Annotated in this window: 11 protein-coding genes and 1 pseudogene; all 12 read left to right on the forward strand. The window is 63.8% G+C overall.

The features are described from left to right. The coding region (locus DH10_RS35430; protein ID WP_485020608.1) for an NADH-quinone oxidoreductase subunit E at window positions 1-599 on the forward strand (599 nt) is incomplete at its 5' end. A 10-nt stretch (window positions 600-609) separates the two neighbouring features. Then, on the forward strand, window positions 610-1914 hold the full coding sequence (gene nuoF, locus DH10_RS35435) for an NADH-quinone oxidoreductase subunit NuoF (protein ID WP_192245411.1): 1305 nt from the start codon (window positions 610-612) through the stop codon (window positions 1912-1914). A 73-nt stretch (window positions 1915-1987) separates the two neighbouring features. After that, entirely contained in the window at window positions 1988-2671 is a 684-nt protein-coding gene (locus DH10_RS35440; RefSeq protein WP_192245409.1) for an NADH-quinone oxidoreductase subunit E, read from the forward strand. 74 nt (window positions 2672-2745) lie between these two features. Then, complete coding sequence (nuoG, locus tag DH10_RS35445; RefSeq protein ID WP_192245407.1) at window positions 2746-4827, forward strand: NADH-quinone oxidoreductase subunit NuoG; 2082 nt, start codon at window positions 2746-2748, stop codon at window positions 4825-4827. A gap of 2 nt (window positions 4828-4829) precedes the next feature. After that, window positions 4830-5873 carry an NADH-quinone oxidoreductase subunit NuoH gene (gene nuoH, locus DH10_RS35450; protein WP_192245405.1) on the forward strand — a complete coding sequence of 348 codons (1044 nt, stop codon included), beginning with the start codon at window positions 4830-4832 and terminating at the stop codon, window positions 5871-5873. Further along, window positions 5873-6364 carry an NADH-quinone oxidoreductase subunit NuoI gene (nuoI, locus tag DH10_RS35455; protein WP_059185258.1) on the forward strand — a complete coding sequence of 164 codons (492 nt, stop codon included), beginning with the start codon at window positions 5873-5875 and terminating at the stop codon, window positions 6362-6364. The genes nuoH and nuoI overlap by 1 nt, the downstream gene beginning before the upstream one ends. A gap of 237 nt (window positions 6365-6601) precedes the next feature. Next, window positions 6602-7222, forward strand: coding sequence for an NADH-quinone oxidoreductase subunit J (locus tag DH10_RS35460; protein ID WP_192245401.1), 621 nt, complete (start codon window positions 6602-6604; stop codon window positions 7220-7222). 1 nt (window position 7223) lies between these two features. Continuing rightward, entirely contained in the window at window positions 7224-7532 is a 309-nt protein-coding gene (nuoK, locus tag DH10_RS35465) for an NADH-quinone oxidoreductase subunit NuoK (protein WP_066998791.1), read from the forward strand. Between the two features lie 10 nt (window positions 7533-7542). Further along, window positions 7543-9516: an NADH-quinone oxidoreductase subunit L gene (gene nuoL / locus DH10_RS35470; RefSeq protein WP_192245399.1), complete on the forward strand. Its 1974-nt coding sequence runs from the start codon at window positions 7543-7545 to the stop codon at window positions 9514-9516. Then, entirely contained in the window at window positions 9516-11021 is a 1506-nt protein-coding gene (locus tag DH10_RS35475; protein WP_192245397.1) for an NADH-quinone oxidoreductase subunit M, read from the forward strand. Before nuoL ends, DH10_RS35475 begins: the two co-directional genes overlap by 1 nt. Before the next feature lie 13 nt (window positions 11022-11034). Continuing rightward, the gene (nuoN, locus tag DH10_RS35480) at window positions 11035-12471 is read left to right on the forward strand and encodes an NADH-quinone oxidoreductase subunit NuoN (protein WP_192385928.1); all 1437 of its coding nucleotides are present in this window, start codon (window positions 11035-11037) and stop codon (window positions 12469-12471) included. Window positions 12472-12475: 4 nt separating this feature from the next. Next, a pseudogene (locus DH10_RS35485) lies at window positions 12476-12656 on the forward strand (biotin--[acetyl-CoA-carboxylase] ligase); the annotation flags it as partial.

Raw genomic sequence — 12656 nt, forward strand, 5'->3', positions numbered from 1 at the left:
TCGTCTCGCAGGCACCGGCCATGCCGGCGCCATCGGCCCCGGTCGGGCCGTCGAAATCCGGCAAGCCGAAGACCGATGCACCCGAAACCAGCCCGGCGCTGACGACGCCGTCGCCGGTCAAGGTATCGCCGGCCACCGAGAAGGCGGCCAGCGTCAGGGCGCCGCGCCACTCCGCCGCCAACGCCAACCAGGCTTCTCCGGAAGTCGAAGGGGTTTCGAAGCCTCGTAGCGGGCCGACGATCAAGGCCGAACCTGCTTCCGCCTTCAAATCGCCGGAAACCAAGCAGCCTGTCGCCAAAACGGCAAAGCCGTCGCTCGATGACAAGAACCGTCCGGCCAGCATCGAGCGCCCAGCAACGGTCGACGACCTCAAGCTGATCTCCGGCGTCGGTCCGAAGATCGAAGGCACCTTGAATTCGCTTGGCATCTACACTTTCGCGCAAGTCGCCGCGTGGAAGAAAGCGGAGCGCGAATGGGTCGACGGCTATCTTAACTTCCGCGGCCGCATCGAGCGCGACGACTGGGTGAAGCAGGCCAAGGCGCTCGCCAAGGGCGGCGTCGCCGAATACATCCGCGTCTTCGGCAAGAAGCCGGTCTGAGGGACGAACCATGCTTCAGGACAAAGACCGCATCTTCACCAACATCTACGGCCTGTTCGATAAGTCGCTGGCCGGAGCGCAGGCGCGCGGCATCTGGGACGACACGCCCGGCCTTATCGCCAAGGGACGCGACTGGATCGTCAACGAGATGAAAGCGAGCGGCCTGCGCGGCCGCGGCGGCGCAGGCTTCCCGACCGGCCTCAAATGGTCGTTCATGCCCAAGCAGAGCGACGGACGCCCGGCCTATCTGGTCATCAATGCCGACGAATCCGAGCCGGGCACCTGCAAGGATCGCGACATCCTGCGCAACGATCCGCACACGCTGGTCGAGGGCGCGCTGGTCGCCGGCTTCGCCATGGGCGCGGTCGCGGCCTACATCTATGTGCGCGGCGAGTTCATCCGCGAGCGCGAGGCGCTGCAGCGGGCCATCGACGAGGCCTATGCGGCGAAGCTCATCGGCAAGAACAACACGTCGGGCCACGACTTCGACATCTATATGCACCACGGCGCCGGCGCCTATATCTGCGGCGAGGAGACGGCGCTGCTCGAAAGCCTTGAAGGTAAGAAGGGCCAGCCGCGGCTAAAGCCGCCGTTCCCGGCCAATGTTGGTCTCTATGGTTGCCCGACGACGGTCAATAACGTCGAATCGATCGCCGTGGCGCCGACGATCCTGCGCCGGGGTGCTGCCTGGTTCTCGTCCTTCGGCCGGCCGAACAATGCCGGCACCAAGCTGTTCTGTGTCTCAGGCCACGTCAACAACCCGTGCACCGTCGAAGAGGCGATGTCGATCCCGTTCCGCGAGCTGATCGAGACGCATTGCGGCGGCATTCGCGGCGGTTGGGACAATTTGCTCGCGGTCATCCCGGGCGGCGCCTCGGTGCCGCTGGTGCCGGCGGCGCAGATCATCGACGCGCCGATGGATTTCGACGCGCTGCGCGACTTGAAATCCGGCCTCGGCACGGCGGCCGTCATCGTCATGGACAAGTCGACCGATATCGTGAAGGCGATCGCCAGGCTTTCCTACTTCTACAAGCATGAGAGCTGCGGCCAGTGCACGCCTTGCCGCGAAGGCACCGGCTGGATGTGGCGGGTGATGGAGCGGCTGGTGCGCGGCGAGGCGCAGAAGCGCGAGATCGACATGCTGCTGGACGTCACCAAGCAGGTCGAGGGCCACACCATCTGCGCGCTGGGCGATGCGGCGGCGTGGCCGATCCAAGGCCTGATGCGGCACTTCCGGGGTGAGGTGGAGCGTCGCATCGACGAGTTTTCGCGCAACGCCCACCGGGTCGAGCCGGTTATGGTGGCGGCGGAATAGGATTGGAATACGGGCATTGCCCGGGACGGAAAAGCAGGGGCGGTGCGTACGAGGAAACGACCAGGAGAAGTCTATGGCGACGTATTCGATAGCCAACCCGTTGATGCCTTATTTGGACGAACTCGAGAAGATGAACCAGGACCTGACCAAGATGATGCCGAGGGAGATGGCCAGCGCCGTCAACCTGATGGCGCATCCCATCGCGGGCGCGGCCGCGATGTCTGCGCTCGGCATGGGTCTTGCCAATCACGCGCTTGGTGTCTGGATGGGCGCGCTCTCCGGCGCCGTCGAAGCCTCGCAGCGCATGTTCCAGCCGTTCCTCGACGATCTCGAGGCACGGACCGAAGCCGCCAACAATTCGTCCAAGGCGCGCAAGGCGACGGAGACGCTGATCGCCGAGGCGCAGACCTTCGCCAGGGACGTGACCGACATCGCCGCGAACGCCACCGAGAAGGCGCTCGACACAGCAGGCGCCGACACTGTTGCCGGAACGGCCGCGACCGGGCTGATGCCGGAAGATTTCAGGCAGCCCAAGGCGATCGACAAGCCGGCGAAGCCTTCGGATCTGAAGGCGATCTCGGGCATCGGACCGAAGCTGGAAAAAGTGCTGAATGGTCTTGGCATCTGGACCTACGGCCAGATCGCCGCTTGGACGTCGGAAGAGATCGCCTGGGTCGAGGATTACCTGTCGCTCGCCGGCCGCATCGGCCGCGACGACTGGGCTGCCCAAGCGGCGGCGCTGGCCGCCAAGAGTTAAGATGAAATGCCGGGCGCGGCGCCAGTCGCGCCCGGAAAGATGGATTGCGGGAAATCCGCGAGGGTTTGAGGCGAATGGCAAAGCTTAAGGTCGACGGGAAAGAGATCACGGTACCCGACCATTACACGCTGCTGCAGGCGGCCGAGGACGCCGGCGCGGAAGTGCCGCGCTTCTGCTTCCATGAGCGGCTGTCCATCGCCGGCAACTGCCGCATGTGCCTGATCGAGGTGAAGGGCGGCCCGCCCAAGCCGCAGGCTTCCTGCGCCATGGGCGTGCGCGACCTGCGCCCCGGCCCGAACGGCGAGCCGCCGGAGATCTTCACCAACACGCCGATGGTCAAGAAGGCCCGCGAAGGCGTGATGGAGTTCCTGCTGATCAACCATCCGCTCGACTGCCCGATCTGCGACCAGGGCGGCGAATGCGACCTGCAGGATCAAGCGATGGCCTTCGGCGTCGACTCCTCGCGCTATCACGAGAACAAGCGCGCGGTCGAAGACAAGTATATCGGCCCGCTGGTGAAGACGGTGATGAACCGCTGCATCCACTGCACGCGCTGCGTCCGCTTCACCACCGAAGTTGCCGGCATTTCCGAGCTCGGCCTGATCGGCCGCGGCGAGGACGCCGAGATCACCACCTATCTCGAACAGGCGATGACGTCGGAGCTCCAGGGCAACGTCATCGACCTTTGCCCGGTCGGCGCGCTGACCTCCAAGCCGTTCGCCTTCCAAGCGCGGCCGTGGGAACTCACCAAGACGGAATCGATCGACGTCATGGACGCCGTCGGCTCGGCGATCCGCGTCGATTCCAGAGGCCGCGAGGTGATGCGCATCCTGCCGCGCGTCAACGAAGCGGTGAACGAGGAGTGGATTTCCGACAAGACCCGCTTCATCTGGGACGGTCTGCGCACGCAGCGCCTCGATCGCCCCTATGTGCGCAAGAACGGCAAGCTCGTTTCGGCAAGCTGGACGGAAGCCTTCGCGGCGATCAAGGACGAGGTGGGCAAGACGGCACCCGAGCGCATCGGCGCCATCGCCGGCGATCTCGCCGCGGTCGAGGAGATTTACGCGCTCAAGCTTTTGATGGCAGCGCTCGGCTCGAAGAACATCGACTGCCGCCAGGACGGCGCCGCGCTCGATCCGTCACTCGGCCGCGCCAGCTACATCTTCAATCCGACCATCGAAGGTATCGAGCAGGCCGACGCGGTGCTGATCATCGGCGCCAATCCGCGCTTCGAGGCCTCGGTGCTCAACGCCCGCATCCGCAAGCGCTGGCGCGTCGGCAACCTGCCGGTCGGCGTCATCGGCGAGATCGGCGACACGCGCTATGACTACGAGCTCATCGGCGCCGGCCCGGAATCTCTGAAGGACCTTGCTGACGGCAACGGCAAGTTCTTCGAGGTGCTGAAGAAGGCGACGCATCCGCTGATCATCGTCGGCCAGGGCGCGCTGGCGCGCCCGGATGGCACGGCGGTGCTCGGCCAGGCGGCCAAGCTCGCGGTAGTCGTCGATGCCGTCACGGCCGACTGGAACGGTTTTGCCGTGCTCCACAATGCTGCAGCCAGAGTCGGCGGCCTCGATGTCGGCTTTGTGCCGGGCGAGGGCGGCAAGAACGTCGCCGGCATGCTCGGCGAGACGGATCTGCTGTTCCTGCTCGGCGCCGACGAGATCGACATGGCCAGGACCGGCGGCGCCTTCGTCGTCTATATCGGCACGCATGGCGATGCCGGCGCGCATCGCGCCAACGTCATTCTGCCGGCTGCGGCCTACACCGAAAAGTCCGGCACCTATGTCAACACCGAGGGTCGCGTGCAGCAGACCAACCGCGCCGGCTTCGCGCCGGGTGAGGCGCGCGAGGACTGGGCGATCCTGCGGGCGCTTTCGGATGTTCTCGGCAAGAAGCTGCCGTTCGATTCGCTGGCGCAACTGCGCACCAAGCTGTATGGCGAACATCCGCATCTCGCCCGCATCGACCAGGTCCTGGCCGGCAGCGCCGACGACATAGCCAAGGCGGCGAAGCTCGGCGGCCGGCTGAACAAGGGCACTTTCACCTCGCCAGTGAAGGACTTCTATCTGACCAACCCGATCGCGCGGGCGTCGGCCGTGATGGCCGAATGCTCGGCGCTGGCCAAGAGCGGCTTCAAGCAGGCGGCGGAATAAGCATGGACACCTTTTTCTCCTTCTACGTGCTGCCGGCGCTCCTGATCCTGTTGAAGTCAGTCGTGCTGATCGTCGTTCTTTTGATCTTCGTCGCCTATGTGCTCTATGCCGACCGCAAGATCTGGGCGGCGGTGCAACTGCGCCGCGGCCCGAACGTCGTTGGCCCCTGGGGCACGCTGCAGGCCTTCGCCGACCTTTTGAAATTCGTCTTCAAGGAGCCGGTGATCCCGTCCGGCGCCAACAAGGGCGTTTTCCTGCTGGCGCCGCTGGTCTCGGCGGTGCTGGCAATCTCGGCCTGGGCGGTCATTCCGGTCAATGAAGGCTGGGCGATCGCCAACATCAATGTCGGCATCCTCTATGTCTTCGCCATCTCCTCGCTCGAGGTCTATGGCGTGATCATGGGCGGCTGGGCATCCAACTCGAAATATCCGTTCCTCGGCGCGTTGCGCTCGGCCGCGCAGATGGTGTCCTACGAAGTCTCGATCGGCTTCGTCATCGTCACCGTGCTGCTCACCGTCGGCTCGCTCAACCTCTCCGACATCGTGCTTGCGCAGCAGGATGGCCTGGGCACGCGGCTCGGCCTGCCCAACACCTTCCTCGACTGGCACTGGCTGTCGCTGTTCCCGATGTTCATCGTGTTCTTCATCTCGGCGCTGGCGGAGACGAACCGTCCGCCGTTCGATCTGGTGGAGGCGGAATCGGAACTCGTCGCCGGCCACATGGTTGAATATTCGTCGACGCCGTTCCTGCTCTTCTTCCTCGGCGAGTATGTCGCCGTCGTGCTGATGTGCGCGTTGGCCACCATCCTCTTCCTTGGCGGCTGGCTGCCACCGTTCGACTTCGCGCCCTTCACCTGGGTGCCGGGCCTGATCTGGTTCGTGCTCAAGGTCTGCCTGGTGTTCTTCATGTTCTCGATGGTGAAGGCGTTCGTGCCGCGCTACCGCTACGACCAGCTGATGCGGCTGGGCTGGAAGGTGTTCCTGCCGATCTCGCTGTTCATGGTCGTTGCCACCGCGGCCTTCCTCAAGATCACGGGGTTTGCGTGATGTCCGCTCTTGCCCAGGCCGCAAAGGCCTTGCTGCTCAAGGATTTCGTCAGCGCCTTCTTCCTGTCGATGCGCCAGTTCTTCGCGCCGAAGGAGACGATCAACTATCCGCATGAGAAGGGGCCGACCAGCCCGCGCTTCCGGGGCGAGCATGCGCTGCGCCGCTATCCGAACGGCGAGGAGCGCTGCATCGCATGCAAGCTTTGCGAAGCGATCTGTCCGGCACAGGCGATCACCATCGAAGCCGGTCCGCGCCGCAACGACGGCACGCGGCGCACTGTGCGCTACGACATCGACATGGTGAAGTGCATCTATTGCGGCTTCTGCCAGGAAGCCTGCCCGGTCGACGCCATCGTCGAGGGGCCGAATTTCGAATTCGCGACCGAGACGCGCGAGGAGCTTTACTACAACAAGGAAAAGCTGCTCGCGAACGGCGATCGCTGGGAGCGGGAACTGGCGCGCAACATCGCGCTGGACGCGCCCTATCGCTGACATTGACGCATGGACGGGGCGCAAGGGCCTCGTCCAGGGGATGATCCCGAAAAGTTGCGGACTTTTCGAACCAGATCATCCTCCGGAATGAAAGAGTCGCGCATGTTTCTTCGATCGGGTCTTTGAACCCGATCGGAACATGCGCTAGGAACACGCGGCTTTGGTACCGGAGGCGGGACGAAGCCAGAGACAACGGGGACGACGAATGTCCGATCCGACAGGAACCCGGGGGAACCCATGCTGAGTGGATTAGAGGCGGCTTTCTTCTACCTCTTCGCCTTTATCGCCGTGGCGTCGGCCTTCATGGTCATTTCGTCGCGCAACCCCGTGCATTCCGTGCTGTTCCTGATCCTCACCTTCTTCAACGCCGCCGGCCTGTTCATGCTGACCGGCGCCGAGTTCCTGGCGATGATCCTGCTCGTCGTCTATGTCGGCGCGGTGATGGTGCTGTTCCTGTTCGTCGTCATGATGCTCGACGTCGACTTCGCCGAAATGAAGCAGGGCGCGCTGCAATATGCGCCGATCGGCGCGCTGGTCGGGCTGATCCTGGCGGCGGAGCTGATCATCGTGCTCGGCGGCTACAACTTCGCGCCGCAGCTAGCCTCCACGGTGGCGAAGCAGACGCCGGATCTCGCCACGCGCTCCAACACCGCTGCGCTCGGCGACATCCTCTACACGGACTACCTCTACTACTTCCAGATCGCCGGCCTCGTGCTCCTGGTCGCCATGATCGGCGCCATCGTGCTGACGCTGCGCCACAAGGAAGGCGTCAAGCGGCAGTCGATCGCCGCCCAGGTCGGCCGCACGCCGGCGACGGGCATGGAAATCCGCAAGGTCAAGTCGGGCGAGGGTATCTGAGATGGTCGTCGGCATCGCGCATTATCTGACCGTATCGGCGATCCTGTTCACGCTTGGCGTGTTCGGCATCTTTTTGAACCGCCGCAACATCATCGTCATCCTGATGTCGATCGAGCTGATCCTGCTCGCGGTCAACATCAACTTCGTCGCCTTCTCGGCGGCGCTGCATGACCTCGTCGGACAGGTTTTCGCCCTGTTCGTGCTGACGGTCGCCGCGGCGGAGGCCGCGATCGGTCTTGCCATTCTTGTCGTCTTCTTCCGCAACCGCGGCTCGATCGCGGTCGAAGACGTGAACCAGATGAAGGGTTGACGGAACAACCATGTACCAGGCCATCGTCTTCCTTCCGCTGCTCGGCTTCCTGATTGTCGGCCTGTTCGGCAATTCGCTCGGCGCCAAGGCGTCCGAATACATCACATCCGGCTTCCTGGTGATCTCGGCGGTGCTGTCGTGGATCGTCTTCTTCACGGTAGGCTTCGGCCATGGCGAGGTGTTTACCGTGCCGGTGCTGCGCTGGATCCAGGCCGGCGGGCTCGACGCCGCCTGGGCGCTCAGGATCGATACTCTCACGGTCGTGATGCTGGTTGTCGTCAACACCGTGTCGGCGCTGGTCCATATCTATTCGATCGGCTACATGCACCACGATCCGGACCGGCCGCGCTTCTTCGCCTATCTGTCGCTGTTCACCTTCGCGATGCTGATGCTGGTGACGGCGGACAACCTGGTGCAGATGTTCTTCGGCTGGGAAGGCGTCGGCCTCGCCTCCTACCTGCTGATCGGTTTCTGGTACAAGAAGCCGTCCGCCAATGCCGCTGCAATCAAAGCCTTCATCGTCAACCGTGTCGGCGACTTCGGCTTCGCGCTCGGCATCTTCGGCGTCTTCGTGCTGTTCGGCTCGGTCAATCTCGGCACTGTCTTTGCCAACGCCGCCTCCTTCCTTCCGGCCGAAGGCGCGCCTGAGGGGGCAGCCGTGCTTACCTTCCTTGGGTATGCGCTAGACAAGCATACGGCGCTGACGGTGGTCTGCCTGCTGCTCTTCATGGGCGCCATGGGCAAGTCGGCGCAGGTGCCGCTGCACACCTGGCTGCCCGACGCCATGGAAGGCCCGACGCCGGTCTCGGCGCTGATCCATGCCGCCACCATGGTGACGGCCGGCGTCTTCATGCTGGCGAGGCTCTCGCCGCTGTTCGAGCTGTCGCATTCGGCGCTCACCGTCGTCGTCTTCATCGGCGCCTTCACCGCCTTCTTCGCGGCGACCGTCGGCCTGGTCCAGAACGACATCAAGCGCGTCATCGCCTATTCGACCTGCTCGCAGCTCGGCTACATGTTCGTGGCGCTCGGCGTCGGCGCCTATGGCGCGGCGATCTTCCACCTGTTCACGCACGCTTTCTTCAAGGCGCTGCTTTTCCTCGGCTCCGGCTCGGTCATCCACGCCGTTTCCGACGAGCAGGACATGCGCAACATGGGCGGCTTGAGGACGCTTATCCCCAAGACCTACTGGATGATGGTGATCGGCACGCTGGCGCTGACCGGCGTCGGCATCCCGGCGACGGTGATCGGCACCGCCGGCTTCTTCTCCAAGGACGCCATCATCGAAGCATCCTTTGCCAGCCACAACGCGGTCGCGGCCTTCGCCTTCGTGCTGCTGGTCATCGCCGCCTGCTTCACCAGCTTCTATTCCTGGCGGCTGATCTTCATGACCTTCCACGGCGAGCCGCGCGCCAGCCACGAGGTCATGCATCACGTGCATGAATCGCCGCCGGTGATGCTGGTGCCGCTCTACGTGCTGGCGGCCGGCGCGCTGTTTGCCGGCATCATCTTCCACGGCGCTTTCATCGGCGAGGGCTATGCCGAGTTCTGGAAGGCATCACTGTTCACGCTGCCGGAAAACCATATCCTGCATGAGATCCATGAATTGCCGCTTTGGGTCGAACTGGCGCCGTTCATCGCCATGGTCATCGGCTTTGCGATCGCCTGGAAGTTCTACATCCGCTCGCCGGAACTGCCCCGGAGCGTCGCTGCCAACCATCGCCTGCTCTACGGCTTCCTGCTCAACAAGTGGTATTTCGACGAGCTCTACGACTTCCTGTTCGTCCGGCCGGCGAAGCGCCTCGGCCGGTTCCTGTGGAAGACCGGTGACGGCACCATTATCGACGGGCTCGGCCCCGACGGCATCTCGGCGCGGGTCGTCGACGTCACCAACCGTGTCGTCAAGCTGCAGACCGGTTATCTCTACCACTATGCCTTCGCCATGCTGATCGGCGTGGCCGCTCTCGTCACCTGGATGATGCTCTGATGACCGACTGGCCAATCCTCTCGCTGGTCACCTTCCTGCCGCTGGTTGGTGTTCTCTTAATTCTGCCGATCAGCGACGACAGCGAAAACGCGCGCCGCAACATCCGCTCGATCGCTTTCATCACGACGGCGTTCACCTTCGTGGTGTCGCTGTTCATCTGGAAGGGCTTCGACAATTCGCTGGCCGGGTTCCAGTTCGTCGAGAAGCACGCCTGGCTGGATTCAGGCATCTCCTACCATATGGGCGTCGACGGCATCTCGATGCTGTTCGTCATCCTGACCACCTTCCTGATGCCGCTCTGCATCCTGGCCTCGTGGGACGCGATCGAGAAGCGGGTGAAGGCCTATATGGTCGCCTTCCTGATCCTCGAGACGCTGATGATCGGCGTGTTCTGCGCGCTCGACATCGTGCTCTTCTACGTCTTCTTCGAGGGCGGCCTGATCCCGATGTTCATCATCATCGGCGTTTGGGGCGGCAAGCGGCGCGTCTATGCCTCGTTCAAATTCTTCCTCTATACGCTCGCCGGCTCGGTGCTGATGCTGCTCGCCATCATGGCGATGTTCTTCCAGTCCGGCACCACCGACATCACCACGCTCTTGACGCACAACTTCCCGGCCAACATGCAGACCTGGCTGTGGCTCGCCTTCTTCGCCTCCTTCGCGGTGAAGATGCCGATGTGGCCGGTGCACACCTGGCTGCCCGATGCCCACGTCGAGGCGCCGACGGCGGGCTCAGTCATCCTGGCCGCCATCCTCCTGAAAATGGGCGGATACGGCTTCCTGCGCTTCTCGCTGCCGATGTTCCCGCTGGCGTCCGAGATGTTCGCGCCGCTGATCTTCACGCTCTCCGTCGTCGCCATCATCTACACCTCGCTGGTGGCGCTGATGCAGGAGGACATGAAGAAGCTGATCGCCTATTCGTCGGTCGCCCATATGGGCTTCGTCACAATGGGCATCTTTGCGATGAACCAGGAGGGCGTGCAGGGCGCGATGTTCCAGATGCTCAGCCACGGCCTCGTCTCCGGCGCGCTGTTCCTGTGCGTCGGCGTCATCTACGACCGCATGCATACGCGCGAGATCGACGCCTATGGCGGGCTGGTCAACAACATGCCGAAATACGCCACCGCGTTCATGATCTTCACCATGGCCAATGTCGGCCTGCCGGGCACCAGCGGCTTCGTAGGCGAGTTCCTGACCATGCTCGGCGTGTTCCGGGTCAATACCTGGGTGGCGTTCTTCGCCGCCACCGGCGTCATCCTATCGGCGGCTTACGCGCTCTGGCTCTACCGCCGCGTGATCTTCGGCGCGCTGACCAAGGAAAGCCTGAAGAACCTGCTCGATCTCTCGACGCGCGAGAAGGTCATAATCTACCCGCTGGTGGCGCTGGTCATCTTCTTCGGCGTCTATCCGGCGCCGGTCTTCGACGCCACGACGCAGTCGGTCAAGGCGCTCGTCACCAACGTCACCGCATCCATCAATTCCGCGCAGACCGCGGCGGCGAACTGACTGGGGAAACACCATGACGCCGGACCTTCTCTCCAGCCTTTCGCTCTCGACGCCGGAGCTGATCCTCGCCATCGGCGCGTTGGCGCTTCTGATGGTGGGTGCCTATTCGCGCTCCAACAACACGATGACGGTGACCGGCCTTGCGGTCGCGGTGCTTGTCGTCGCCGGTCTTTGGCTGGCTTTCTCCGGAGGCGAGGGGACCGCCTATGGCAGCGCCTTCGTCCAGGATTCCTTCGGCCGCTTCATGAAGATGCTGGCGCTGATCGGCTCGGCGGTGACGCTCGTCATGTCGATGCGCTTTGCGAGGCAGGAGCACTTCGACAAGTTCGAATATCCGGTACTGATCGTGCTCTGCACGCTCGGCATGATGCTGATGATCTCGGCCAACGGCATGATCGGGCTCTATCTCGGCCTCGAGCTGCAGTCGCTGGCGATCTATGTGCTGGCGGCGATCAACCGCGACAATCTCCGCTCGACCGAAGCGGGCCTGAAATACTTCGTCCTCGGCGCGCTGTCCTCGGGCATGCTGCTCTATGGCATCAGCCTAGTCTACGGTTACACCGGCAATACCGGTTTCCACGAGATCGCGACGGCGCTCGGCAGCGGCGAGCGGCAGCTCGGCCTGGTCTTCGGCCTGGTCTTCGTGCTTGCCGGCCTCGCCTTCAAGATTTCCGCGGTGCCGTTCCACATGTGGACGCCGGACGTCTATGAAGGCGCGCCGACGCCGATCACCGCCTTCCTGGCCGCGGCGCCGAAGATGGCGGCGATGGCGCTGATCGTGCGCGTCACCATGGGCGCCTTCAAGCCGATCGCCGCCGACTGGCAGCAGATCGTCGTCTTCATCTCGATCGCCTCGATGGCGCTCGGCGCCTTCGCCGCCATCGGCCAGACCAACATCAAGCGGCTGATGGCCTATTCCTCGATCGGCCATATGGGCTACGCTCTGGTCGGCCTTGCCGCCAACAGCCAGGCCGGCGTGCGTGGTGTCGTCATCTACATGCTGATCTATCTGGTGATGACGCTCGGCACCTTCGCCTTCATCCTCGCCATGCGGCGCAAGGAGGGCAATGTCGAGCAGATCGGCGATCTCGCCGGCTTGGCCTCGACCAACCCGATCATGGCCACCATCCTCACCATCCTGATGTTCTCGCTGGCCGGCATTCCGCCGCTCGCGGGCTTCTGGGGGAAGTGGTACGTATTCCTGGCCGCCATCAACGCGCATCTCTATGCGCTGGCGATCATCGGCGTGCTGGCCTCGGTGGTAGGCGCCTACTATTACCTGCGCATCATCAAGATCATGTGGTTCGACGAGCCTGTCGGCGGCTTCGTGCCGATGGCCAGCGAGCTGCGCCTCGTGCTCGGCGTCAGCGGCGCCTTCGTGCTGTTCTACGTGCTGATCGGCGGACCGATCGGCACCTATGCCGAAGCCGCGGCCAAGACCTTCTTCTGACGGGATGGCATTTCGGCTGGCTCCAACCGCGGCGTCGGAGGGGTTCCGGCTCGAGGCGCATGACAGCGTCGGCTCGACCAACGCGCTGGCGCTGGAGCACGCGCGCGCAGGCGATCCCGGCAAGCTCTGGGTCGTCTCGAAGAAGCAGGAAAGCGGGCGCGGGCGGCGCGGCCGCGCCTGGGCGA

Origin of the sequence: Mesorhizobium silamurunense (assembly GCF_014843825.1) — a bacterium.
GTDB lineage: Bacteria > Pseudomonadota > Alphaproteobacteria > Rhizobiales > Rhizobiaceae > Mesorhizobium > Mesorhizobium silamurunense.